We start from the raw sequence: 22,399 nt of genomic DNA, 5'->3' as shown, positions 1-22,399 counted from the left end.
TATACTTACAAGGTTTTCAAAACCTTGCAAGAATATTATATATGTATCGCCCTGTTATCGGTAGCAGCAAGCGCCGCTTCCTTGATAGCTTCCGCATAGGTCGGGTGCGCGTGGCTCATCCTTGATATATCCTCGGCAGATGCCTTGAATTCCATTGCGGTTACCGCTTCTGCAATAAGGTCGGCGGTACGTGCGCCTATCATATGGATGCCCAATACTTCGTCCGTCTTGGCATCGGCCAGTATTTTTACAAACCCGTCAGTGTCCATGCTCGCGCGGCTGCGGCCCAGTGCCTTGAACGGGAAGCTGCCCGATTTGTACTCCACGCCTGCTTCTTTCAACTGCTCTTCGGTCTTGCCCACCGCGGCAACTTCCGGCCATGTATATACTACGCCCGGTATCAGGTTGTAATGGATGTGTGGCTTTTGCCCGGCAATCGTTTCAGCAACAAATACGCCTTCTTCTTCCGCTTTGTGGGCAAGCATTGCACCTTTGATAACATCGCCAATGGCATAAATGTTCGATGCGGCTGTCTGAAGGTGGTCGTTTACTTCTACCTGTCCCCTATCTGTTATTTTCACTCCGGCAGCTTCGGCATTCAGCCCGTCTGTAAATGGACGGCGGCCAACTGACACCAATGCATAGTCTCCGTCAAGCGTGATGGTTTCGCCCTTGGCATTCTCGGCCTGCACCTGCACGCCTTCGCCGGCACGCTCTACCGACTTCACTTTGTGCGATGTGTAGAATTTCATGCCCTGCTTTTTCAGCACTTTGGTCAGCTCTTTGGAAAGGGCAGCGTCCATGCCCGGGATGATACGGTCAAGGTACTCCACCACCGATACCTGTGCGCCAAGGCGAAGGTACACCTGGCCCAGTTCCAGCCCGATAACCCCACCGCCGATAACGATAAGGTGTTTCGGAACCTCTTTCAATTTAAGGGCTTCGGTAGAGGTGATGATCTTTTCTTTGTCTATTTTGATAAATGGCAGCGACGACGGCTTGGAGCCTGTAGCGATGATGGTGTGCTTCGCCTCAACGGTTTCCGACGATCCGTCTGCCTTGGTCACCTTGATGTGGGTCGCGTCTTCAAACGAGCCTACGCCTTCTAGAACGGTAATCTTGTTTTTGTCCATAAGGTACTTGATGCCGCTAACGTTCTGGTCTACAACGCCCTGTTTGCGCACTATCATCTGCTCGAAGTTCACCTTTATCTCGCCGGCAATGTCAATGCCGTGCTCCTTAAAGTGCGATGTGGCATCGTGGTAATGGTGCGACGAATCCAGCAGCGCTTTCGAAGGGATACAGCCTACGTTAAGGCAGGTACCGCCAAGGGTTGGATATTTTTCTACGATAGCGGTGTTGAAACCCAATTGCGCGCAGCGGATGGCAGCCACGTAACCACCAGGGCCCGAACCTATTACAACTACATCAAATGAACTCATGGTATATGTTTTATTTTGGTTGAAAATTTAGTCCCGCAAATTTAGGCAATATCATTTATATGCCAATGAAAAAAGAGGATTTTGGTGTCCTCCTTCCTTAACATAAATGAAACAAAAATGCTTTTTTAAGTTACAACCCGGCACTTTGCCTAATATACCCCTTTTTTCATCCTGTTGGGGGTATTTTTCCTCCCAGGATGTATGATTTAGGGCACCAGGCTAGGGTATTTTAGAGTATTCCTTCGATGACTTTTTGTCCTTGGGGATTTTTTGACCCACTAAATAATGAAAAAATGCAGATTTGAAACAAATTTAAAATTTGGCATTACTAAAATAACTGGTTGGAAATTTTCCGGGAACCAATCCAACCTTTTCGTAAAAAAAAATGATTTTATCCTTAGGCACCTATTTATCAATACTACAACTTATCTTGAAAATTCTGCTCCTGCTACTCACTTTCATTGCTTTTTGGACTGGCTGTGGCCGACATACAAATATTTAAATGATAATGTAGTTATGACCACCACGAATTCAGAAGTAGGGAGAATGAGGTGCACAGGTTCAGGGTTGTGCACCATTTACCTACCAATTGTTTTACATTTATAGAAATAAAAGTAACAATAAAAAGTAGCTAAAATATAAAATCTATGATAACTTTCAGTTATGGCAAAAATACAATGCTATTATGAGCCACACTACATAGCAGCAGTGTATCTACTGTTTTATAATCTTTTCAGTTGTTACCCTTCCTGAGTTTTCCGCAATAAGAAAGTATGCACCGGCATTCAAATCACCCAAACTCAACTGTATACTATTGCCTGAAAATGTTACATTATAAACAACCTGCCCTGTAACGGTCAAAATCTTGACAATTGTGTCTTCAGCCGGAGACATAACAGTAACTGAAAGGCCTTCTATAAACGGATTTGGATATACGCTAATATTCAGGACATTTTTATCAACCGACAAAGGATCGAAAACAGTCACATATTGTTTTACAAAAGGAGAATTCCCACATTCATTACTGTTTCGTACCATCAGTACATGTTCTCCTTCCTCCAACCACTCAATGGCAGCGGACTGCCCGTCGGCTGCAACTGAAATTGTACCGCCTGTAGGCAACAGCCATTCCGGGTTACTCATACCCTGCGAAATGAGCGTATAATTTGCAATTGTGCCAATTTCAACAGACATACTCTCCGGGATGTTAATTACCGGGATGGCAGGAAGCCCGGTTTGTATGCGTTCTGTACCTTCTGTAGGAGAATAAGACAATAGCTCGCCTGTCTGAGGATTATAATCCAGTTTTGGCCCACAAATGATGCAAGGCAATTCAGTCCAGGTACTGCCATGATCAACAGAAACACCTATATAACCTTGTCCTGACCACCCTCCAATTTCAAAAAGCCAAAAGTCATCATTTACAAATGTCAGATGTCCTTGGGGAACATACGAAATACCATTGTTAATAATATTATTAAAATCTAAAAGTTCATAATTGCCTTCGTCAATATTAACAATATAATATTTATTGCCTCCTGTACTCACAAATGCAATTTCGTCACCAATTACCGTCGTTTGTGCTATTGCACCAAAGTCCTGCCCATTATTATCAGGTATCGCTACGATTTCTTCCCATGTTTCGCCACCATTTAAAGATCTGTACAAATGGTAATCATAATCCTGCGGCCAATTATCGTTTTGTCCCCAACAGTATAATTCTGAAATACTTTTGTATGCTGTGCCACTAATTTCTACTCCCGCAATGTTGGGCAAGACAATCTGAGGTGTCCAAGTCTGCCCTTTATCAGTGGAAAAATACATTTCTGTATTCAAGCCAAATTTAAAAGTATTTTCATCAAGTTGGAAACAATAAGAAGGGCCCCACCCCCAGTCGCTCGGATCCTGAAACGGTGAGACCTGCCACGTTAGGCCAAAATCATATGATTCATATAAAGAAAGCCCATCAGATACGTCAGCAATATTACTATATCTTAAATAACTTATGTAGTCTCCGTCTGCCCGAAGTAAAAATCCGCCAACCGAGGCTTCGAAGGCTCTTTGCTGCCATGTAGCACCGTCATCTGAGGACGTGAACAGGTAAAAATTTGAGAAGAATTCTCCAGTGCCATCCTGTTTGGAAAGTGTGTACCGATTTTCTAAGTTCTGCAATATTTTTATATTATTTGAGCTATCCGGATTAATCATTATGAATGAGTCGATTTCCGCCCATGTCGCACCTGAATCCGTTGTTCTGAATATCTTCCTGCCGGGTGTGTCAAACCAGAATGCAAAACCGCGATCAAGCACAATACCTGAATTTTCGTCAAACATATTTATATCGCTGATATATCGCACTTCGTGATCTATAAGTGAAGATGTGTAAGTTTGAGTTTCCAAATCATATTTTATAAAACTCATGTCAGGACCGCCGCCAATTGAGCCGACTAAATACAACGTTGTGCCTATTACGTCAAATACAGGGTCACTCGCATAAACATTCTGATTCCAGGTTAAGGCTTCAATCATCTGCCATGTTTGCCCATTATCCGATGAAGTAAAAAATGAACCCAATGTGTCGTAAAATGACATAATTAATACTCCGGAACCATTGCTTTTTATTGTACCCACATGATCTTCATCCCAGGAATTTTCCCCACTTGGATTATCAAAAAATTCCCATGTTTCACCACCGTTCTCCGTTTTGGCTATATTTTGCGATGACCATGCGAACCCATGCGATTCGTTGATAAACTTTAGATTGATATTATTCCAAAAACTGAAACCTCCACCAAAATAGTTATTTATTTCTTCCCAGGTTTCACCACCGTTAATGGTTTTATAAACATATCGCTCTCCATCTGTAGACCCGACAGTATCAGTGTATCCTGTCAAATACCCAATTTGGGAATCTACAAAGCTAAGTCCTGTAAAGTTTATAGGCTGGTCAAGTCCGGTGGACAGCAATGTCCAGTTATGCCCTTTATCAGATGTTTTATACAAAGAACCCCGATGACCACATACAATTGCGGTGTTTTCATCTAAAACTTCACAATGCCCTAATGTTTCAATTGAGTTTTCTGCGGTTGGCAATGAAACGAATGACCAATTTAAACCACCGTCGTCACTAACTATCATAGTTCCCATGCCAAATGCAATTACATGATTTTCATCGAAATATTTGGTCTTAGAAAATCGCGCATTTAACATCTGTGACGGCTCAAAGCATTGTCCGAAAAAAAAATTGGTAAAAATTAATGCACAAAGAAGTAAAAGATTTCTCATTGATTTAGTTTTGTCCACAAATATAAATATTTTTATATAACACAATTATTGAACATTCCTTATCGTATCCTACCACCCATCAAGAAATCGACCGCCCCGCTGATACTTACTCTTGCAGGCACGAGCAGATTGCCAAGCTGGTGGGGGTGCGAAGTGGAGAAATCTATAAAAGGAACACGGATGACACGGATTTGGCGGATGGTCGCGGATTTTTAGCATGAGTGTAGCTCATTTAGCTTCGCTGAACCACTTAGTTAGGTTTCTGAACGCAAATTGCGGAGTGGAAAAATCTCTAAAAATTTTAGCTACGAATCACACTAATTTTCACTAATTGTTGGAATCAAAATAGCGCAGAGTTGCAATCCCGTGCTATCATATTTCGGATTCTACGCTCCGGAATTTAAAAAATTAGTCCTTTATGTAAGCCCTTAATACATTTTCTAATGCTTCTTTTAAAGTTTTTTTATCCGACCTGATAATTTGTCTATCTTCAGAAGGGAAGGAAATAAAAACTGTATATTGATTACTAATTCTTTCCCCATCAAACTTTATAACAGCAACATTACCATTTTCTTTAACTATTTCGAAGCATTGAATCAATTCTTCAATTGTATGTGATGATTGATCTAAAACTCTTTTTATGTCCATATCTTTTAATTAATGTTTGAGCAATTTTCCAAATATCTGCTCAACCGACTTCGTAGAGGTTGAAAGGTCTACGATCTTTTTATGTATGTCAGGAGACATGCCATCGCTTCCGCAAAGTCGGGAGACTTTGGGGAAAGGAAAATGATACAAATGAATTATGACTTTAATAGTAATATCATTATGATTATAGCCATTGGAATTGTAAATGAAACAATAATCGTTCGAACCCAATTTCTTTTTATGTCATTGGGATAAGTGCTTTTAATAGAACTCATAATTATAATAATTAAAGGCAGGCTTATTAAATATCCCAAAGGCTTATATTTTCCTCCCAGGTCTAATGGTTCAGCAGAGATAAAAATTTTATAGAGTTTTCCAAAAATCCCCAACCATACTAATAATATAATTAAGGCTATCATTCCCTTGGCATTTCTCGCAGAATCAATATCTGATTGCCATAGTTTAAAAAATTTATAATAACCTGTATAATAATATTTGACTATTTTTCTCATTTTACTGCTTACCATTAAGCGCCTGCGCGAAGTCCGTTGCTCCACAAAGTCGGAGATTTTGAAGAGCGGGGAACAAAGAATTATTTCTTCCCAAAATACCCATCCAAAAACAAATATCTTTCCCTGTGCGGCTCTTTATACGCCTTGCTTTGCGTATTAATATCCATTATCGTCATGTCGCCATCCGGCTTGCTTACCGGCCATTCCGGTAATTTTTTATTGTTCGGGTTGCCCGTCTTTATGAAATTGGCAAAGTACTCCTCCCCGATCTCTGAAGCTTTGTAATCGTCCTTCGTCCAGTCATAAATGGTATTGGTCGCCAGGTTGCCCAATAGGTATTCAATGTCCGAAGCATGGTTGGCGCCCACCATTGGTTCCGGCATTTTATTCTCTTCCTTCTTTTTACCATCATCCTTAATGATGCCGCCAGCAAGCCCCTCCCTTGCATTCCCCATTTCGGCCTTCATTTTCGGGCGCTGTTTAGAGAAGATATAGGCGTACGTTGGCTGTTTCGACGTTTTGCGGTGCAGCTCCAGCCATTTCCAGGTGCTGTACACGATAAAGCCGTCGCTGCCCAAAGCCGTCGCCGATTCGATAACCTGCGCTTCCGTTGTCCCGGGGTATAATTGTAAAACTTCATCCGCTTTATCGCCATATACGGCTTTTACGCGGGCTGCATAGTTTTCAGGATTGGGGTATTGCCCCTGCATGAACGCCATGTAGGGTGTTTCGGCTGAGGTCCAGCCTGCCAGCAATGGTACTTTGGCCTGCTCCCCTGCCGCAAATATGTCAGCGGGCGCTTTCGGCAGGAAGTAGCCGTCAATAGTCGCACGGGTACTGAAAACTCCCCATTTCGAAGCTTCCTCAAGCAAGTCTGTAGCAGACATTGCCCTTAATGCCGCCAGTGAACCTTTCTTTGCTTTTTCAGCGAAAGCGGCGCCATGCTTTTCGTTTTCAGCCAGCGGAACGGCCGCCAGTGTCGGGTTGATCATGGCCCCGCTCTGCCCTATCGCGCCTGCAAAAAGTTTTTTGGACAATGGCGATGCCATTTGTGCCGATACGGATATCGACCCCGCCGACTCCCCCGCTATGGTTATTCTATCGGGGTCGCCGCCAAAGGCCGCGATGTTCTTTTTAACCCATTGTAATGCCATGTTTTGGTCCAAAAGGCCGTAGTTGCCCGATGCGTTGTGGGGTGATTCCTTAGTCAGTTCCGGGTGCGAGAAGAACCCGAATATGCCCAGCCTGTAGTTGAGCGTTACCGTTACAATGCCTTTTTCAGCCAGGCTTTCGCCGTCGTACCGGTACTCCGACCCATCGCCCGCAATGAAGCCGCCCCCGTAAAAGTAAACAAGTACCGGCAGCTTTTCACCTGCTTTCTTTGCGGGTGTCCACACATTAAGGTACAGGCAGTCCTCGCTCATTTGCGGCGCCCGGAAGTTCATGTCGCCAAACACCGGCTTTTGCATGGGGTTGCTGCCAAAGGCATCAGCCTTGCGGGTTCCGGTCCAGCTTTTTGGAGGCTGTGGGGCTTTCCACCGCAATTCGCCTACAGGCGGCTGTGCAAACGGGATGCCCCGGTATGTATTTATACCCGATGGAAGCGTTATTCCTTCCAGCATTCCCTGTTGCGTTTTTACAACCGGGCTTTTTTGGGCAAACGTTATTGAGGTAACTGACAAGACGATTGCCATTGCAAATTTTTTCATGTAGGTGTTTATTTGGTAAACCAAATATAATCATTAGAAAAGAAATGTTTAGCCACGAATTACACGAATTTTCACCAATTGCCACAATCGAACCTTCATTTTCCAAAAAAAGAAATTTGTATAATTCGTGTAATACCGCCTGTCGCGGTACAGGTTTCGTGGCAAAAAATTAGACCGTTATCACATTCGTGTTCTTCACCTCGCCTATCATGAAGGTGCTGTGCGTACTGCCAATGTGCTGTAATGTAGTTAGCTTGGTCACCATGAATTCACGGTATTCCTCCATATTGGCCACATAGATTTTCAGGATATAATCATAGTCGCCGCTCACGTGGTAGCATTCCAGCACTTCGTCGAGCTGCTTTACTTCCTGCTCAAACTTGGTCAGGTATTCCTTAGTGTGCTGTATCAACTTTAAATGGCAAAACACCACAAACCCCCGGTCGACCTTATTCCTGTCCACTAACGCGACATACCTGCTGATTATGCCTTCACGTTCCAATTTTTTCACACGCTCGTATACAGCTGTTACAGAAAGGTTCAGCTTTAGCGAAAGCTGTTTTGTCGTTGGGGTGCTGTCCTCCTGCAACAAGCGGATCAGCTTTTTATCGGTTGCATCTAATGCCATCTGAAAAATTTTCGGATTTGTGTGATGATATTATTTAATGCTAAATTAAAAATCTAACATAAATTAAAAATACAGATAATAAAACTAATTATTTACCTTAATGTTGATTTTAGGTTTAAATTTTAGTCTATTTGGCTTACAAACAAGCAAACTACAACGCATGAAAACATTCAATCCCGCAGACAAAATTCAGGATTTACAATACTTTGGCGAATTTGGTGGTGTCAATCCATCCATTTCCGATTCGTCCACTTATACTTTCCTTACCGCAAAGACCATGTTCGATGCGTTTGAAGGCAATGCCGAAGGATGCTACCTCTACTCCCGCCATGCTTCGCCAAGCAACCTATACTTAGGCCAGGCGCTTGCCGCAATGGAAGGTACCGAGACGGCCAATGTTGCCGCATCGGGCATGGGAGCCATCACTACAGCCCTGCTTCAGCTTTGCGGCGCGGGCGACCATGTGATCTCGAGCCGTACCATCTATGGCGGAACCTACGCATTCCTTAAGAACTTCACGCCAAAACTGGGCATCACCGCATCTTTTGTTGATATCACCAAACTGGATGTGGTGGAAGCTGCAATCACACCAAACACTAAAGTCATCTTCTGTGAAACCGTGAGCAACCCGCTCCTTGAAGTGGCAGATATTGAATCACTGGCCAAAATTGCCAAAAAACATAACCTAAAGCTATTGGTCGACAATACGTTTTCCCCGCTTTCGGTAGCTCCTGCAAAACTGGGCGCTGATGTCGTTATACACAGCCTTACCAAGTTCATTAACGGCAGCAGTGATACCGTAGGCGGCGTAACGTGCGGCACACAGGAGTTCATTGATGCGCTGCGCAATGTAAATGATGGTGCGGCAATGCTGCTTGGCCCTACAATGGACAGCCTGCGTGCGGCCAGCATACTAAAGAACCTGCGCACCCTGCACATACGTATGAAGCAGCACAGCCACAACGCGCAATACCTTGCAGAGCGTTTTGAGAAGGACGGCCTTAAAACCGTATACCCTGGACTGAAGAGCCACCCGAGCCATGAACTGTATAAGAGCATGATCAACCCGGAGTATGGCTTTGGGGGAATGCTGACTATAGATGCCGGTTCGCTGGACAAGGCGAACGAGCTGATGGAGCTAATGCAGCACCGCAACCTGGGCTACCTTGCCGTGAGCCTTGGCTTTTACAAGACATTATTCAGTGCCCCCGGATCGTCTACATCAAGCGAAATACCTATGGAGGAGCAAAAGGAAATGGGCCTTACCGACGGGCTAATCCGCTTCTCTATCGGCCTTGACAACGATATTGAGAGGACGTACCAAACGATGAAGGAATGCATGGAGGCCGTAGGTGTACTGGCAAGAGCCGAAACTGTTTAAATAAACCATCCTTTATATGAAAGATCCGCCGATTGTGGCGGATTTTTTTGTTAATTTGAAGTACTCAAAAATGTTAAGAAAAAATTATGAGAGATAATCGTTCGTGGAATCCAAACACAAAATATGGAAGACGAAAGAACAGAGAACGAGCAGCAAGAAATTATAGAAATGCAAGTCCTAAAGAAAAAGCAGAACTAGATAGTATGGGATGTATCGCCGGTATAATTCTTTTTATAATTGCAGCTGTTGTGATTTTAGCAAAGGCAGCAATTAATCAAAAGTAAAACAATTTAAAATTTAAAGAGTTCTTTAATTACAATGTCCGCACCAAATAAACAATCAGCAATGCACTTACCAAAAGCACGCCTGCAGTTATGAGCGAAAGCATTTTTGAGGAATGGTCATAAACTCCCAGCCGCAACTGTTTTTTGCTTTCCTTATACCTAAGATAGGATGCAGTAGTTATGAGTGTACCCGCTACAACCAGTGCAATGCCCACTACAGCTGTGAACAATTCACCCGGTATAACAACCTCCTCAACACCTGTTAAGGTCTTGTCTTCCACAAACATAGATGATTTTACCACTACAAAACCAAAGGCCATTACAGCAATACCTGTACGAACCCATGCAAGGAAAGTCCGTTCGTTGGCTAAATGTTCGCGGGCAAGGGTTTGGTCGTCGATATTTTGCATGGTGTGAAAAAACTTTGTGCTATTTGAAACGAATTTACAAAAACAGCTACAAATACCATTATAAAAAGTTGGGCAATGCTTAAATTCGTCCAACAAACAACAAACATACTTATGAGAAAATTAGTCTGCGCCTTCCTCCTCGCGGGAGTGGCAGCAACCGCACAGCAAAACCTGACCATCCAGCAGGCCACCTATGGCACCTACCAGGAGTTTGCCCCGAAAAGCCTTGTATCGCCGCTTTGGCGCAAAGACATAAAGGCCATTACCTACCTTGATGACAGTTATCAAAAGCTAATGCAACGCACCGAGGCGGGCAACTGGACCGAATCGGTCCTGGTTACAAAAGAGGAACTGGCGGCCGCCATGGAAAAACAATTTGAAAACGATACGTTTGCTTTGCAGATATTCCCGTACAACTACCAATGGAGGGATAGCAGCACGCTACAGTTGGAAGTGGCAGGAAAAAAGCAGGTGTACATAGTGCTTTTCGATGTTACTGCAAAAAAGGTCAAAAACGGTATCGACTTTTCACCGGAAGCCAAGAACCAGGTACTTTCGCCTGACGGTGAATATGTAGCGTGGCTAAAGGACAATAATATCGTAATTTCAGGCCATGATGCAGTTATGCAATCAAAAGTCGACCATATACTGACAAGCGATAACGACAAAGGTATCGTGAACGGAAGCGACTATACGCACCGCCAGGAATTTGGCATTAACAAAGGGATGTGGTTTAGTCCTGATAGCAAAAAACTACTGTACTACCGCAAGGACGAAACCATGGTTGCCAACTATCCGCTGACGCAATGGAGCACACGAATTGCAGAGAACAACGACATAAAATACCCTATGGCAGGCGAAAAAAGCGAAGAGGTGACGCTTTGGATTGCCGAGCATACCAAAAACAGATACATTCCTTTAAAAACAGGTGAGCCTAAGGAGCAGTACTTAACCTGCGTGACGTGGTCACCTGACAGCAAATATGTATATGTTGGACTACTGAACCGCGGGCAGGACCACCTGAAAATGAACCAATACAATGCCGCTACAGGTGATTTTGTAAAAACGTTATTTGAAGAGAAGGCAGAAACGTATGTAGAGCCGTTGCACGACCTGACATTTGTTCCGGGTAACGATAACCAATTCCTGTACCGCAGCGAGAAGGACGGGTACGAGCAGCTGTACCTTTATGACACCAACGGAAAGCTGCTGAAAAAACTGGGGTACAATGATGTGGTAGTACAGCAGTTATTGAATTTTACAGCCGATGGCAAGTCGGTATTCTACATTGGCACGGCCAATAAAGGGCTGGACAGGCAACTGTATAAAGTGGAGCTGAAGTCGGGTAAGACGACGCAGCTAACCACGGCATCGGGTACGCACACGGCAATCGTGAGCACGGATGGTACACTGGCATTAGACAGCTTCAGCAATACCACCACACCAAATGATGTGAGCATCATCAACCTGAAGAATAACAAGGCTACTTCGCTGCTTAAAGCCGAAAACCCCTACACCGGGAAAACAGTACTGCCTAAAATGGAACTGGTAACGGTAACATCGGCCGATGGCAAGACCCCGCTAAACGGAAGGCTCATTTATCCTGCTAACTTTGACGCTTCTAAAAAATACCCGGTAATGGTTTATGTATATGGCGGCCCGCACGCGCAGTTAGTAACCAATGACTGGCTTGGCGGAACAGGCCTGTTCGACTACTACATGGCACAGCAGGGCTATGTGGTGTTTACGCTGGACAACCGTGGCAGCGATGCCCGTGGGCGCGATTTTGAGCACGTAGTGCACCGCAACCTCGGCGTGAACGAAATGGCCGACCAGATGAAAGGCGTGGAGTTTCTTAAAAGTAAATCATTTGTGGATGCCGACAGGATTGGAGTGTACGGCTGGAGCTTTGGCGGGTTCATGGCGACTTCGCTGATGCTGGACCATGCCGATGTGTTTAAAGTGGGCGTTGCCGGTGGCCCTGTGGTAGACTGGAAATATTACGAGGTCATGTATGGCGAACGCTATATGGACACACCGCAGGAAAACCCCGAAGGCTACAAGTCGACCGCGACAACAGCCAAAGCCGGCAAGCTCAAAGGCCACCTGCTCATGATACACGGCGCACAGGACCCCGTGGTTGTACAGCAGCACAGCATGGAATTCATACAGGCGTGCATTGCGGCTGGTAAACAGGTAGACTACTTCCTCTACCCTACCCACGAGCACAACGTACGCGGCAAGGACAGGATACACCTGAACCAGAAGATTGCTGATTACTTTAATACGTATTTGAAGAAATAAGGGAACGGGAGCTAGAAAGGCTCCCGTTTTTTTATATCTCTATTGCTAATTTGAATTTTATGGATAAGCAGAGGATATTTTTAATCATTGTCTCAATAATTGCTGCAGGCTTATTGGGTTTATATCTTGATATACCTTACAGGACAATCACAAGAAATACTATTCTTTATTTCGCAGATTATAATTTGGACTTCTACCCTGGTAAAGTTTTCAGGTTTTTCCCTTTAGATTCTGCAATCCTTTCAATCTTTCTTCCCGTCGGATATTACATTGTGATATGGAAAATCAGGAGTTTTACCCAACAAGCAATTTTAGCTCTATTATATTCAACTTTTCTGGTATTATCATACCTATTGTTTTGTAAACTTGAGAGCATTTATATTTATAAAACAGCACCTTTTGGCGCACTGCGCGAAGGAGTTTTGTCCTATCATATAAACAATGTCAATTACAGATTAATATTTTTAGGTGCAACTGCGCTTTCTTTCGTCGGAATATTGACTGTACAAAGGAAATTTCTATATAAATTAGACAAAACCACCGCTCCCTCCTAGCCCTGATTGCAACGGCATTCCCGCTTTTTCTGCGGCAATATAGCGGAAAGCAGGAACGAAGACTGCCGAAAAGCCCATGCCTTTCGCTCCTGCAAATTAAAATTCCGTAAATTAGTGTTATCAACTAAGTTACCATGAAACTGTACCTACTACTTATTGCCTGCATGCTGGGAGGGCTGGCAGGAAACGCGCAAACCAAAAAAGCACAGAAACCTTTGGGGATGTTCATTATGGATGGGGCATCATGTGCGGGGCTGAAGTTCAACAGTGAGACTTCGGCAACGTTCATTAATGAGATGGGCTGCTCACCGTGGGAACTTCGTTTAAAGTGGATTGATGACAAAAAGTTCTTTACCGTGGAGAAGGAACGGAAAGACCCCAACCTGCCACCGCGCGTAATGATCTTCGAAATACTAAGCTATGATGGAAAAACGCTGAAGCTTAAGGAATACTGGACCGGATGGGGCGACCTGAAGGATGAGGTTGTTACTTATGTAAAGGAGAAATAATCTGTTGCACAATGGGTGTACATTATCTATCAGGGTGTTAGGTCATTATTTAGCATTTATGTCATAACTAATTCGATTTACTCTACAAAACCTATAGATTAATATTTGTAATATATTGATTTACAGCAATTTATTTTTATCAAGCTATTTTTTTTGTAATCAAAAATCAGTAGTATTGCAAAAGCAAAACCAACTGGAGAAAGTACATGAAAAAAATAGGGATAATCGGGGGAGGATTTACGGGAATGATGACCGCTGTACACCTCATGCAGCAATCGGCGGCATGTGAGGTTACCATTTTCAATGATGAAGCCACCTTTGGCCGCGGCATTGCTTACAATCCGTATTCCGACAAGCACCTATTGAATGTGATCACTTCTAAAATGAGCGCTTTTGCCGCCGATTCCGATCATTTCCTGGATTGGGTAATGAAGCAGCCGGAATTCATGGATAAAGACAGGAAAATCATTGCGAATGCCTTCATGCCAAGGAGCGTGTTTGGGAAGTACCTGATACATGTTTGGGAAACAGCCAACCGCAATGCTAACGGCAAATGCATTGTAAATAAAATACAAAGCCAGGTGACAGGGCTCGACGTAAACGAAAATTTTGTTAGCCTTACTCTGGATAACGGCGCGCAAATGGAATTTGACTATTGCGTGATTACCTCCGGAAATAACGTCCCGCGCAATCCCCGTATCAAAACCCCCGGTTTCTATAATAGTCCTAGTTACTTCCAAAACCCATGGAAAGAAGAGTCGGTACTTGGCCTGGCAGAAAAACCCGTACTCATAGTTGGTAACGGACTCACCATGGTTGACACAGTGCTGAGCCTCATGGAACAGGGGTTTAAAGGGCAGATATATTCCATTTCACCAAACGGGTTCAACATATTGCCGCACAGGCATATCGGAATTAAGTACAGCAAGCTGGCTGAGGAAATTTCGATGAACATGACGCTTTTGGAATTGGTTAAACTTGCCAACAAGCATATAAAGATAGTAAGGGAATATGGCATTTCTGCCGAGCCGGTAATTGATTCGTTCAGGCCGTATACCCAAAAGCTGTGGCATAATTTTACTGATAGGGAAAAGAGTATTTTCATGGGCAGGCTCAGGCATTTATGGGGCGCTACCCGTCACAGGATACCTCTGCATTCCTTTGAAAAATTGCAAAAACTGCAAGAAGACGGTAGGCTGCACATACATTCGGGCAACCTTACCGACATCAATGAAACTTCAGATGGGATTACAGTATACTACCGTGACAGGAAAATTGGCGAGGCCAAAACAATGCTTGTGGGCCGTGTCATCAATTGTACCGGGCCGGAAAGTGATTTTACAAAACTGGAAAGCGGTTTCCTAAAAGACTGCATACTTAACAATACGATGAAGCAGGATGCCCTGAAGCTAGGCATTGTAACCGATGTTGCAACTTATGGCATCATCGGTCCCAATGGCAGGCCATACAGCAACCTGTTTACCATAGGCTCTAACCTTAGGGGCGAATTATGGGAAACTACTGCCGTGCACGACCTGCGCGAACAGGCCGAAAAACTGGCGAGCCAGCTTGCATCTAAAGCTTTGCAAGAAGCCCCTGCCCTGCTGTAAAGCGGTTAAATATTAGCTAAATTTCTCGACCATTGACGCATAATGCGGTAACTTCAGGGTAAAAAAATACCATGAATGTACCAGCGCAACTTAAAGTGACAGTGTTTTTGCTGCTGTTCACGCTGTTTTCCTGTAAAGAAGCCCCAAAAGAAGACACGGTTACAGAATCAACCGCTGACTCGGCCCGTGTAATCACCGATCATCCGGGTGAAGAGGCCTTGCCGGTTACAGATAGTATAGATACAGCAAACCCGATAGCGGTTATTAAAGGTGAATTTGCACGTATTAACGCGGCTAAGCTCACTAAAAAGTCCTATACTTACCAGTGTGACGAATTGATGAAGATTGACTATTATTACGATGGCGATGATGTAGTGAAGGCTGTTGTAGATTACGGCACTGTGGGCGACCACTACCAAAAATCGGAGTTTTATTATAAGGATGGTAAGCTGTTTTTCTTTTACGACTTTGTAGAGGGCGGACCGGCCTGCGAAGGTTGCGAAATGAAGCTGGAACGGCGTTATTATGTAAAAGACGACCTCGTGATTAAATACATGAACAACCAAACAACTGAAAAGTGCACTACCTGCAGCTTTTCACAAAAGTCGATGCCCTACCGCGCTTTGAAGGCAGCAAAGACAAAGGATTTTAAAACCGCATTTTGCTCTTAAATGAAAAATACTGAAAAAGGCACCGTTACCGAGTTTACGCTCGATGCCCCGCAACTGGGCCGTACAAAAACGATTTGGGTTTACCTCCCCTACGGCTATGGTGGGGACAGGCGCTACCCGGTGATATACATGCATGACGGCCAGCGGGTGTTTGACCATGGAGAATCGCCTAAGCGGGAATGGCACGTAGAGGAAAAGCTGAACGATCTGCATTCGGAAGCCATAATCATAGGTATTGAGCACGGTGGCAGCACACACCGAATTGATGAAATGACACCTTATTCCAACGAAAAATACGGTGGCGGCCACGCCAATGATTACCTGGATTTTATCATTAATACACTTAAACCTTATGTTGATGAAAAGTACGCTACCTTAACTGATAAAAAGCATACTACAATATTTGGAAGTTCTGTTGGCGGGTTGATTTCTTTTTATGCGTTGCTAAAATTTCCGGAGGTATTTGGCAACGCCGGGGTTTTCTCGCCATCGTTTTGGTTCAGTGAGGAAATTTATACATTAATGGAAACTGTTGACAGCATCGAGGGCCGGGTATACCTGATGGCAGGTGACCACGAGAGCAGCGCGATGGTACCCGATTTAGAACGCATGGAGCAGCTGCTATTAGGCAAGGTAACAAGCAAAAGTAATGTACATAAAAAGATAGCGCACGGCGGGCATCATAATGAAAAACTTTGGAGAAAGGAGTTTAAGGAGGCATATTTGTGGTTGCTGAAATAATCACTTGAGCAGGGGCACTATCCTCTTTTCTACCATTTTGGAATCATCTCTCCAGTCGTTGCCCTGGTTATCTTTATAGTTTGTCACCATTATTACTTCACCTTGTTGATTAAGGAGTATGTATTTAGAAAAATCATCTATGTTCTCAAACCCTGCCGGAGTAATTTCACTAACAAATTTAGTGTTTCTTTTTTTTGTTTTAATTCCGTATTCATTATCACTTAATACAGCCAATTTTATGCCTTTATCCAATTGTGATAAATAGTCAAATGCCTTTATGGCATTATCGCTTGACAATGCATCAACAACAATTACATAAAAATCCAGGTCATAATCCTTTGCAAGTTTTATAGCTGTGGGTAAATGGAGACGGCATGGTTCACACCATATACCGAAAGTATAAAAAAGTGTATTCTTTTTATCTGATGAAGAAGCCACATTTTTTACCGATGCTGAAGTAATTATCTTTATCTTATTTCCACGGACTATAGTATCCTGGGAAAAAGCTGAAAGCGATGCAAAGAATAAAATTAAGAGATAAATTTTTTTCATAAATATGTTATTAATTCTGCTGTGCCCTGAATAGCGCTAACAGCATTTCCGGGTCAATTAACCCTGTTGGGGAGCGCTGCATTTCGTTCAGCACGCTTTTCATCGCAAATGGGCTCAGGCCCATATTTATCCCCATTTCGCGTATGGCTACCTGCTCATTATCATGAAGTACGCCGTCAGCATGCATAAGGAGTGCCAACCTGTAAAATTGCAGGATGCGCTGGTGCTCGGTCTTGAGTACGACTTTATCAGCGGGATTTTCAAAAAGGCTTTCAAAAACAGGTTTGTCAATCTTAAGCTGTGATGCTACTATCGAAAGGAAAGCGAATTCCCTTTCATGTATTTGCCCGTCAATCTTCGCAAAGGCAATCATCTCTGACAATAAGCTTAATTTTTCTTCGTACGTGTTCATTGAATTACTATTTTTAGCTAATATATTTCATTGACCCTAAAAAAACAAGCTAAATATGAAGCCGTATCTTTTTTTGATGATATTCCTTGCCGCATTCGCGATGAAGGCACAAAGTACCGCATCGGCCAACGTGACGACTTTTACGCTGTATTCGCCGCAACTGGATACCGAAAAGAAAATCTGGGTCTACCTGCCTCAAGGTTATCAAAGCGACCTCAAAAAGAAGTATTCCGTGATCTATATGCATGATGCGCAAAACCTGTTTGATAAGTCTGCCTCGTTTGCAGGCGAATGGCGCGTGGATGACACTCTCAATAGCCTGAAAGCGCCCGTTATCGTGGTAGGTATTGAGCATGGCGGCGACAAGCGTCTGAATGAGCTTACCCCCTTCCCTAACGAAAAATACGGCGGCGGCGATGCCGACATTTACCTTGAATTCATAGCCGGGACATTGAAACCCTACATCGACGAGAACTACCGCACAAAGCCTGATAAAAAGGATACAGCTATCGGTGGTAGCTCATTGGGTGGATTGGTGTCGCTGTATGCGGTACTGAAGTATCCCGAAGTGTATGGAAAAGCCATTGTGCTCTCCCCTGCTTTTTGGTTCTCCAAAGAGATTTATGCTTTTGTGGAACAGTCGGATAAGATTGATGCAAAGGTCTATTTCCTGGCCGGAGACAGTGAGGATGAGAATATGGTGCCCGACCTCGACAGGATGTTTGGCATCATTTCAGGAAAAATAAAGAATAAAAAAAACTCATATAAAAAGTTAATTCCCGGTGGCAAACACAATGAAGCGCTATGGGCAAAGGAGTTTCCACAAGCTTTTTTATGGCTATTTGAGTAAGTTAATTTGGTTATTGTGGATTTGGTTATTTGTCAAATCTAGGCATCCGAATAAACAAATTACCAAATCAACATATCAACGCATCAACAAATAAACCCTACTTTTGCGCTATGAACAACAACGATATATTCAAAAAGCTCCGTGTGGCATTGCAATTGCGTGATGACCAGATTGTGGAGATACTTCAACTGGTTGATTTCAGACTAAGCAAGGCGGAGCTGGGCGCTTTTTTTCGCAATGCCGACCATCCCAACTACATGGAGTGCGGTGACCAGGTGCTGCGCAATTTCCTTAACGGGCTGGTAATTCACCTGCGCGGGACGAAAGAGAATCCCACCAATGCCATGGATGTGATAGAAAAGAACAGGCAGGCTATAAAACAATCTTCAGGAAAACCGGAAAAAACAACTTCAGAAAAGAAACCTGCGGCCGCAAAAGAGAAGCCAAAAAAGCCACCGCTCAAAGGCCCTAAACAGCATAATAACAATAAGCCTAAAAAGGCTGCCCCGATAGTTGAAAAGGTAAAATTCAACAACGGTAAAAACAAAAAAGCTTAACTATAAAACCGTACACCTGTACGGTTTTCATTTTCATATGCTTCCATTCGATACAATTGATTACCTTAAAGACGGAACAACTGTACAGCAGAATGCCCGGAAAGTGCTTGATGAAAACAGAATTATGTTGTCATTACATGCTTATACTCCCATTTTGGCAGGCACCATCCCCCTCAATATCAATGTCGATGGAAGCGACCTCGACATCCTTTGCTGTTTCGATGATGAAGGTGAATTTGCAGCATCTTTGGAAACCTCTTTTTCGGAACATGAAGGATTTATACTCCACAGAAAGAAAATTGCCGGGATTCCTACCACCATAGCCAACTTTTTTGTGGGTGGTTTTGAGATTGAGGTTTTCGGTCAGCCGATACCGGTGAAAGAGCAGAACGGTTACCGCCACATGATCATTGAGCATCAAATATTGGAGGAAAAAAACGAGGCTTTCCGATTGGAAGTGATTAGCCTTAAAGAATCAGGGATGAAGACTGAACCTGCCTTTGCCAAGCTGCTGGGGCTTGAGGGCGAACCTTATCAAGCGCTTTTGCGGTACAAAATCTGAATCATTTTTTGTTTTCCATATTTATGGTTATATTTAGGTTTTTAATTACAAGCCATGAAAAACACTCTGTTTCTGTTGCTTCTCGTTCTTACTGCAAACATAGTTGCTGCACAAAAAACCGAATACACAACACAATCCAATATACGCTACTATCCTGAAGTTGTATACAAAAATAATGCGTATGCCGCCGAGCGCTGCATACTCGATATTTATTACCCAAAAAACGTAAAGAATTTCGCTACACTGGTTTACTTTCACGGCGGTGGCATTACCGGTGGCAGCAAATGGATTCCCGAAGGGTTGAAAGATAAAGGATATGCCATAATCACTGTGGGATATCGCCTCCACCCAAAAGTAACGGCCCCAACCTACATTGAAGATGCGGCAGCTGCCATTGCATGGGCATTCAATAACGTGGCTAAATACGGGGGCGACCCGTCGTCATTATTTGTTACGGGGCATTCGGCTGGGGGCTATTTGGGAATGATGGCGGTGCTTGACAAAAAATACCTTGCCAAACATAACATCGATGCCAATGAAGTTGCGGGGCTTATACCCTTCAGCGGGCAGTGCGTAACGCATTTTACCATCCGCCAGGAAAAGGGAATTGGGGAGAAGCAACCGACTATAGATGAATATGCGCCATTATTCCACGTGCGTGCCGATGCGCCACCCCTTCTGCTCATTACAGGAGATCGTGAACTGGAACTGTTAGGCCGATACGAGGAAAATGCCTATCTGGCACGCATGATGAAAGTAGCTGGGCATAAAGCCACCCGCCTCGTCGAAATTGGCGGCTATGGCCACCAGATGGAAGAGCCTGCAATTCCGGTTTTATTAAATGAGGTGAAGAGGATTTTGGAATTGAAGAAATAATCCTCAATTACAGCGAATAGAATGAAGATACCTTTTCCTGAAAGTTATTTTTTAAAAGTCTGGTAAGCTGACCAGCAAACACTGAACAACCCAAAAGCAATGTTTATAATACCCAGGGAACGAAAGGCTTTATTGGCCAGCGTTTTTCTGCCATTCTTTTTCCTCCGCCACAAAGCCCAACCTAATGCAACGGCACCAATAGCTATGAATATCAGCCCGTCTAAAAAAATTTCCTGTATAAGGGCTTGCGATACCGTTTCTTTTTTCATGACGAATGGGTTTAAGAAAAAGATCCCCCCGTTTATGGCGGAGGGATCGGCATTACATATTTAGTAGTTTATGTTTTCTTAGCTAAGGGCAGCTTTTACCTGGTCTGCAGCTTCCTGGAACAGGGTTGCAGAAAGGATTGGCATACCTGAATTATCGATAAGCTCTTTAGCTATATCGGCATTGGTACCCTGAAGGCGAACAATGATAGGCACTTTAATGCTGTCGCCCATATTCTTATAAGCATCGACTACACCTTGTGCAACACGGTCGCAACGAACGATACCACCGAAAATGTTGATAAGGATCGCTTTTACGTTCGGGTCACGAAGAATGATTCGGAAAGCTGTTTCTACCCTTTTGGCATCAGCTGTACCACCTACGTCAAGGAAGTTAGCCGGCTCAAAGCCTGCATATTTTATAAGGTCCATGGTTGCCATGGCAAGGCCTGCACCGTTTACCATACAGCCAACTGTACCATCTAGGTCAACATAGTTAAGACCTACTTCTTTAGCCTCTACTTCAATGGCAGCTTCCTCGCGGATGTCGCGCATATCTGCATATTTCTTTTGGCGGTAAAGGGCGTTGTCATCAAGCACTACTTTAGCATCTACAGCTAAAATTTTATTGTCAGATGTTTTAAGTACAGGGTTGATCTCAAACATTGAGGCATCACTATCGATATAAGCATTGTAAAGGGCGGCCACAAACTGTGTCATTTCCTTAAAAGCGTTACCGCTTAGCCCAAGGTTGAAGGCAATCCTCCTGGCCTGGAAACCCTGAAGGCCTACAGCCGGGTCAATTTCTTCAGTAAAGATAAGGTGTGGCGTATGCTCGGCAACTTCTTCGATATCCATACCGCCTTCAGTTGAATACATAATCATGTTACGGCCACGGCCTCTGTTCAGAAGAACAGACATATAGAATTCTGAAGTTTCACTCTCACCAGGGTAGTATACATCCTCGGCAATAAGCACTTTATGCACCTTTTTACCTGTAGGAGGCGTTTGAGGCGTGATAAGATCCATACCTATGATTTGTTCTGCAATCTCCTCAACCTGCTGAAGGTTTTTGGCCAGCTTAACTCCACCGCCCTTACCGCGGCCGCCAGCATGGATTTGCGCCTTGATAACATGCCATCCGGTTCCCGTTTCGGCTGTAAGCTGTTTTGCTGCGGCTACTGCCTCTGCAGGATTATTGGCAACGATGCCGCGCTGAACGCGAACGCCGTGGCTTGCCAGAATTTCTTTTCCCTGATATTCGTGTAAATTCATGATTAATGCATTTATCTTTTTAAAAGTGCAACAAAAATAGGAAAATCCATTCAACCGCAGAAAGATTTTTAAGTTTTTTATCCCAATAAATTTTACAGGATTTGTGTTGTTTTTGGTTAAATAGCACTTCATCACATAGGGGTTTTGATTGTGTTGCTGTTATCAGAATGTGTTAATTATGAAAGTAGCACGCAACCTTATCATTGGGCATCCGTCTATTAACAAAAGAAAAGCCGAATAAAAACCATCCAGCTATGAAAAATTATTTATGCCTTTTAGCAGCAGTCTTTGCCATTATGTTTATGCCTTTTGACCGTTAACGGATTTGTAAAAATTTAATCCGGTTCCACGCAACTCTTTG

Annotated in this window: 22 protein-coding genes; 11 read left to right on the top strand and 11 right to left on the bottom strand. The window is 43.6% G+C overall.

The window, feature by feature from the left end; all coding sequences use genetic code 11:
* Positions 1–35: 35 nt before the first annotated feature.
* From lpdA to OGH69_RS02940, 6 genes are all read right to left on the bottom strand, one after another.
* Positions 36–1,442: a dihydrolipoyl dehydrogenase gene (gene lpdA, locus OGH69_RS02965; protein ID WP_265172949.1), complete on the bottom strand. Its 1,407-nt coding sequence runs from the start codon at positions 1,440–1,442 to the stop codon at positions 36–38.
* A gap of 714 nt (positions 1,443–2,156) precedes the next feature.
* Positions 2,157–4,727, bottom strand: a complete 2,571-nt coding sequence (locus OGH69_RS02960; RefSeq protein WP_265172948.1) for a T9SS type A sorting domain-containing protein — start codon at positions 4,725–4,727, stop codon at positions 2,157–2,159.
* Between the two features lie 408 nt (positions 4,728–5,135).
* On the bottom strand, positions 5,136–5,375 hold the full coding sequence (locus OGH69_RS02955) for a hypothetical protein (protein WP_265172947.1): 240 nt from the start codon (positions 5,373–5,375) through the stop codon (positions 5,136–5,138).
* 155 nt (positions 5,376–5,530) lie between these two features.
* Positions 5,531–5,887, bottom strand: coding sequence for a hypothetical protein (locus OGH69_RS02950; RefSeq protein ID WP_265172946.1), 357 nt, complete (start codon positions 5,885–5,887; stop codon positions 5,531–5,533).
* Positions 5,888–5,967: 80 nt separating this feature from the next.
* Complete coding sequence (locus tag OGH69_RS02945) at positions 5,968–7,596, bottom strand: carboxylesterase/lipase family protein (RefSeq protein ID WP_265172945.1); 1,629 nt, start codon at positions 7,594–7,596, stop codon at positions 5,968–5,970.
* 169 nt (positions 7,597–7,765) lie between these two features.
* Positions 7,766–8,224, bottom strand: coding sequence for an Lrp/AsnC family transcriptional regulator (locus OGH69_RS02940; RefSeq protein ID WP_265172944.1), 459 nt, complete (start codon positions 8,222–8,224; stop codon positions 7,766–7,768).
* A 160-nt stretch (positions 8,225–8,384) separates the two neighbouring features.
* Between OGH69_RS02940 and OGH69_RS02935 the strand changes: the two genes are divergently transcribed.
* Both OGH69_RS02935 and OGH69_RS02930 read left to right on the top strand, forming a co-directional pair.
* A complete protein-coding gene (locus OGH69_RS02935) occupies positions 8,385–9,605 on the top strand; it encodes an aminotransferase class I/II-fold pyridoxal phosphate-dependent enzyme (protein WP_265172943.1) in 1,221 nt (406 codons plus the stop codon).
* 86 nt (positions 9,606–9,691) lie between these two features.
* Positions 9,692–9,889 (top strand): hypothetical protein, encoded by a 198-nt coding sequence (locus OGH69_RS02930; RefSeq protein WP_265172942.1) that lies wholly within the window; start codon positions 9,692–9,694, stop codon positions 9,887–9,889.
* A 29-nt stretch (positions 9,890–9,918) separates the two neighbouring features.
* Here OGH69_RS02930 and OGH69_RS02925 read toward each other — a convergent pair whose 3' ends face one another.
* Positions 9,919–10,299, bottom strand: coding sequence for a YidH family protein (locus OGH69_RS02925; protein ID WP_265172941.1), 381 nt, complete (start codon positions 10,297–10,299; stop codon positions 9,919–9,921).
* A gap of 111 nt (positions 10,300–10,410) precedes the next feature.
* Here OGH69_RS02925 and OGH69_RS02920 point away from each other — a divergent pair, with 111 nt between their 5' ends.
* The 5 genes from OGH69_RS02920 to OGH69_RS02900 all read left to right on the top strand — a co-directional run bounded on the left by OGH69_RS02920 (position 10,411) and on the right by OGH69_RS02900 (position 16,688).
* Positions 10,411–12,603, top strand: a complete 2,193-nt coding sequence (locus tag OGH69_RS02920) for a S9 family peptidase (RefSeq protein WP_265172940.1) — start codon at positions 10,411–10,413, stop codon at positions 12,601–12,603.
* 688 nt (positions 12,604–13,291) lie between these two features.
* Complete coding sequence (locus OGH69_RS02915) at positions 13,292–13,666, top strand: hypothetical protein (RefSeq protein ID WP_265172939.1); 375 nt, start codon at positions 13,292–13,294, stop codon at positions 13,664–13,666.
* A 206-nt stretch (positions 13,667–13,872) separates the two neighbouring features.
* Positions 13,873–15,276, top strand: coding sequence for an FAD/NAD(P)-binding protein (locus OGH69_RS02910; protein WP_265172938.1), 1,404 nt, complete (start codon positions 13,873–13,875; stop codon positions 15,274–15,276).
* Positions 15,277–15,347: 71 nt separating this feature from the next.
* Positions 15,348–15,947 carry a hypothetical protein gene (locus tag OGH69_RS02905; RefSeq protein ID WP_265172937.1) on the top strand — a complete coding sequence of 200 codons (600 nt, stop codon included), beginning with the start codon at positions 15,348–15,350 and terminating at the stop codon, positions 15,945–15,947.
* The gene (locus OGH69_RS02900) at positions 15,948–16,688 is read left to right on the top strand and encodes an alpha/beta hydrolase (protein WP_265172936.1); all 741 of its coding nucleotides are present in this window, start codon (positions 15,948–15,950) and stop codon (positions 16,686–16,688) included. It begins immediately after the preceding gene.
* Here OGH69_RS02900 and OGH69_RS02895 read toward each other — a convergent pair whose 3' ends face one another.
* A complete protein-coding gene (locus OGH69_RS02895) occupies positions 16,689–17,240 on the bottom strand; it encodes a TlpA family protein disulfide reductase (protein WP_265172935.1) in 552 nt (183 codons plus the stop codon).
* Positions 17,241–17,250: 10 nt separating this feature from the next.
* Entirely contained in the window at positions 17,251–17,652 is a 402-nt protein-coding gene (locus OGH69_RS02890) for an excinuclease ABC subunit B (RefSeq protein ID WP_265172934.1), read from the bottom strand.
* A 55-nt stretch (positions 17,653–17,707) separates the two neighbouring features.
* Between OGH69_RS02890 and OGH69_RS02885 the strand changes: the two genes are divergently transcribed.
* From OGH69_RS02885 to OGH69_RS02870, 4 genes are all read left to right on the top strand, one after another.
* Complete coding sequence (locus OGH69_RS02885; protein WP_265172933.1) at positions 17,708–18,502, top strand: alpha/beta hydrolase; 795 nt, start codon at positions 17,708–17,710, stop codon at positions 18,500–18,502.
* Positions 18,503–18,612: 110 nt separating this feature from the next.
* On the top strand, positions 18,613–19,059 hold the full coding sequence (locus OGH69_RS02880) for a DUF1456 family protein (protein ID WP_265172932.1): 447 nt from the start codon (positions 18,613–18,615) through the stop codon (positions 19,057–19,059).
* Positions 19,060–19,096: 37 nt separating this feature from the next.
* Positions 19,097–19,621, top strand: a complete 525-nt coding sequence (locus OGH69_RS02875; RefSeq protein WP_265172931.1) for a DUF4269 domain-containing protein — start codon at positions 19,097–19,099, stop codon at positions 19,619–19,621.
* A 54-nt stretch (positions 19,622–19,675) separates the two neighbouring features.
* Positions 19,676–20,497 (top strand): alpha/beta hydrolase, encoded by an 822-nt coding sequence (locus OGH69_RS02870; RefSeq protein ID WP_265172930.1) that lies wholly within the window; start codon positions 19,676–19,678, stop codon positions 20,495–20,497.
* A 44-nt stretch (positions 20,498–20,541) separates the two neighbouring features.
* On the opposite strand, the gene OGH69_RS02865 is transcribed toward OGH69_RS02870, so the two are convergent.
* Both OGH69_RS02865 and sucC read right to left on the bottom strand, forming a co-directional pair.
* Positions 20,542–20,766, bottom strand: a complete 225-nt coding sequence (locus OGH69_RS02865; RefSeq protein ID WP_265172929.1) for a hypothetical protein — start codon at positions 20,764–20,766, stop codon at positions 20,542–20,544.
* 78 nt (positions 20,767–20,844) lie between these two features.
* Positions 20,845–22,038 carry an ADP-forming succinate--CoA ligase subunit beta gene (gene sucC, locus OGH69_RS02860; protein ID WP_265172928.1) on the bottom strand — a complete coding sequence of 398 codons (1,194 nt, stop codon included), beginning with the start codon at positions 22,036–22,038 and terminating at the stop codon, positions 20,845–20,847.
* Positions 22,039–22,399 lie beyond the last annotated feature (361 nt).

This window comes from Flavobacterium sp. MFBS3-15, from assembly GCF_026107645.2.
In the GTDB taxonomy this organism is placed as follows: domain Bacteria; phylum Bacteroidota; class Bacteroidia; order Flavobacteriales; family Flavobacteriaceae; genus Flavobacterium.
This window is presented reverse-complemented; position numbering and strand designations above follow the sequence as displayed.